Origin of the sequence: Tahibacter caeni (assembly GCF_024609805.1) — a bacterium.
GTDB classification, from domain to species: domain Bacteria; phylum Pseudomonadota; class Gammaproteobacteria; order Xanthomonadales; family Rhodanobacteraceae; genus Tahibacter; species Tahibacter caeni.
In genome coordinates this window covers 1-3,222 of the sequence record NZ_JANFVR010000442.1, presented here as the reverse complement: position 1 = coordinate 3,222, position 3,222 = coordinate 1, and the positions used below count along the sequence as shown (strand labels likewise).

The following is a 3,222-nucleotide window of genomic DNA, read 5'->3' as shown; positions in this document are numbered from 1 at the left end:
GCGCGCGCGGCGCCGGAGCCGCACGCGCGGCGAGCGCGATGGCCAGCGGCCCGCCGAACGATTCGGCCACGAGCACGTCGCCGGCGCCGACCGTCGCCATCGCGGCGGTGAGACTCGCATAGTCCTGCGGCCCTTGCGTCGGATAGCGCCGGATCTCGACGTCGCCGAGCGCCCGCAACGCCGCCGCGAAGGGCTGCAGCAGCAGACCGGTGCCGTCGAGACCCGGCAGGACGACGAAGCGGCGGGCTGGAGCCGGCAATCGGGAACGGGAAGCCGGCCCGCGCATCGCCGGCCCGCTCTGGTCCGGAAACGGCCGCTCGCCGCTGCTCGTGTCCTTCATGCCGGCGGCTCGTCCTGCACGCCGGAAGGCGGAACGAGCGGTCGCTGCGCGAGCTCGAGATGCGTCAGGTAGACGCGCACGTCGAATTCCAGCTGGTGGTAGTCGGGCTCCATGTGCGTGCACAGCTGGTAGAAGACCTTGTCGTGTCCGGCGTGCCTGAGGTGCGCGAGCTCGTGCACGACGATCATCTTCAGGAACTCGGCCGGCATGTCGCGGAACACGGCGGCGATGCGGATCTCGCGGCTCGCCTTGAGCCTGCCGCCCTGCACCCGGGAAATCGCCGTGTGCGTGCCGAGCGCGTGCTTCATCACGTGCAGCTTGCCGTCGTAGATCACCTTGTCCAGCGGCACTGATTTCCGCAGGTGGCGTTCCTTCAGCGCCCGGACGTAGTCGTACAGCTGGCCGTCGTTGCGCACGGCATGGGCCTGGCGGTACTTGTCGGCGAGCATCGCACCGAGCCGGTCCTGCTCGATCAGCGCCTGCACCCGCGCCAGCAGATGCGGCGGGTAGCCGGACAGGTACTTCATCGGTCGCATCGGCATGGGAGACGAAAGGCGTCGGGGCGGCAGGTATGATGGGGCAGATACATCCGACGCGAAACGGCGACATGGCAAAGGCGAATCCTCTGCAGGAACAACTGCTCAAGGCGGGCTTGGCGAAGAAGTCCCAATTGACCGAGGCAGCGCGGGAACAGAACAAGGCGCGGCAGGCGAAAGGGCCCGCCGCGGCCAGCGAGATCCAACGGGAAGCGGAACGCGCACGGGCCGAGAAAGCCGAGCGCGATCGCGCGCTGGCCGCGGAGCGCAATGCGCAGGCACGTCTCGCGGAACTGCGCGCGCAGGCGCGGCAGATCATCGAGGACAAGAAGGTGCGGCGTTCCGGCGAAAGCGAATACCGCTTCACCGCCGACGGCGCCATCCGCACCTTGCTGATCAACGACACCCTGCGCAGGCAGCTGTCGACCGGCGCGCTCGTGATCGTCCGGCTCGACGAGCGCTACGAGCTGATTCCGCGCCCGGCCGCCGACAAGGTGCGGGAACGCGACGCCGGCATGATCGTGGTCGATCACGGCCAGGCGTCGGACACGCCCGCGGCGTCGAGCACCGAGGATGATGCCTACTACGCGCAGTTCCAGGTGCCCGACGACCTGATCTGGTGACCGCAAGCCGGCATTGCCCAATCCCCCGATCCTGCCGCGATCGCGTCGCCGGCGAGAAGGTTTCTGCGGAGCACCGGCACCGTTCCGGTTGACGTTGGCCGGTCCCGCGTCCTCGACATCCGCCCGAAGCTCTCGACGATGCGGCGTTCGCCGGCGTCGAGCGCGTGCGCGGACGCATGCACGGAACAATGGCCCGGGTGCCCAAGGCCGGGCGGGCCGGCGCGGCGGCCGCCGACATGGCGGGACTCGACGGCGGCACGACGATCACGATGCATCCGCGGGGCCGGTTCAAGACGGACAACGGCGTCGCCCCGGCGGCTGCCGCGGTAGCCGGACTCGGCATCGCGGCGCTTCCGGACTTCCTCATCGAGGAGCACCTGCAGTCCGGCGCCCTGGTCCCGGTGATGACGCGCTATCCGCCACCCGAGGGCGGCATCTACGTCGTCCGCCCTCCGGGCCTCCATCCTGCGTGGAAGATTCGCGTCCTCACCGAGCTGCTGATCGAGCGCCTTGGATGAAGCGCGTCGGCCGATCGCGAGTGGCCGTTCCGGGCCGGCATCGGAAGACGCCGGGGCCCGCGGACGAAGCGGCGACGGACCCGACCGCTCAGTGCGCCGGTCTGCGCACGGCTTCGGGCGTCGTGCCGGTCCAGCCGCGGAACACGCGGAAAAACGAGTTCGGATCCTCGAAGCCCCAGCAGGAACCCGATCTCGCACGCCGACAGCACCGTCTGCGTGAGGATGCCCGAGGACGCGCCGGTGACGAGGATGATGCGCATGGTCGGTTCTCGACGATGTTCGGGATGGACGCAATCTAGCCCCCGGCGTACGCCCCGAAACTGGCAACCGACGCCGGCGCACTTGCCATTCGCGCCACGGCCGCTCCCACCTCTCGCCGTGCCCTGCCGCTTCCGCTCCTCCGATTCCCGATTCCCGATTCCCGATTCTTGCAAATTAAATTGTCAGTCAATTAAATTACGCGCCATGCCGATCCCGCCCCCTTCGCCACCGCCCGCCCCCCCACCGATCCGCCGCCGTCGCGGCCGCCCGGCCACGAGCACAGGCCCGGGCCGCGACGACGCGCGGGCGCATCTGCTCGACGTGGCGCTGAAGCTGTTCTCGGAGCAGGGCATAGCGGCGACGCCGCTGTCGCTGATCGCACGCCGCGCGCGCGTGACGCCGGCGCTGCTGCACTACTACTTCGGCAGCAAGGACAAGCTCGTCGATGCGCTCGTCGAGGAGCGGCTGCAGCCGCTGTCGGCCGCGCTCGGACGGCGACTGGCCGAGGCAGGGCCCAATCTGCGCGGCGCGCTCGAAGCCTTCGTCGGCGCGCTGCTCGAACTGCTGTCGGCCAACCCCTGGTTTCCGCAGCTGTGGCTGCGCGAAGTGCTCAACGAAGGCGGCCAGCTGCGTCAGCGCCTGATCGAGCGCGTCGCGCCGCCGGTCGCGCATCGCGTGCGCGAACTCGTGCAGCGGGCCCAGGCCGAAGGCCGCATGAATCCCGACATCGAGCCGCGCCTGCTGCTGGTCTCGCTGATCGGACTGACCGTGTTTCCGCTCGCCGCGCAGCCGATCTGGCGCGCGATCTTTCCGTCCGACGACCTCACCACCGACAGCCTGCGCCGGCACGTGCTCGCGCTGCTGCTGCGCGGCCTGGAGCTGACCGATGCACACTGATTTCCTCCGCCGCCGCTTCGCCGCGCCGGCGCCGGCGCCGGCGCCGG

4 protein-coding genes and 1 pseudogene are annotated in these 3,222 nt (G+C 70.0%); 3 read left to right on the top strand and 2 right to left on the bottom strand.

Annotation, left to right across the window (positions count from 1 at the left end):
• Positions 1-340, bottom strand: a pseudogene (locus tag NON22_RS22275) (hypothetical protein); the annotation flags it as partial.
• Positions 337-876: a YgjP-like metallopeptidase domain-containing protein gene (locus NON22_RS22270; RefSeq protein WP_257389192.1), complete on the bottom strand. Its 540-nt coding sequence runs from the start codon at positions 874-876 to the stop codon at positions 337-339. The pseudogene NON22_RS22275 and the gene NON22_RS22270, both read right to left, overlap by 4 nt.
• 71 nt (positions 877-947) lie before the next feature.
• Here NON22_RS22270 and NON22_RS22265 point away from each other — a divergent pair, with 71 nt between their 5' ends.
• The 3 genes from NON22_RS22265 (at position 948) to NON22_RS24920 (ending at position 3,175) form a co-directional block, all read left to right on the top strand.
• Positions 948-1,499, top strand: a complete 552-nt coding sequence (locus NON22_RS22265) for a DUF2058 domain-containing protein (RefSeq protein WP_257389190.1) — start codon at positions 948-950, stop codon at positions 1,497-1,499.
• A 188-nt stretch (positions 1,500-1,687) separates the two neighbouring features.
• A complete protein-coding gene (locus tag NON22_RS22260; protein ID WP_257389189.1) occupies positions 1,688-2,017 on the top strand; it encodes a LysR substrate-binding domain-containing protein in 330 nt (109 codons plus the stop codon).
• A gap of 582 nt (positions 2,018-2,599) precedes the next feature.
• Positions 2,600-3,175, top strand: coding sequence for a TetR/AcrR family transcriptional regulator (locus NON22_RS24920; protein ID WP_257389188.1), 576 nt, complete (start codon positions 2,600-2,602; stop codon positions 3,173-3,175).
• Positions 3,176-3,222: the final 47 nt, after the last annotated feature.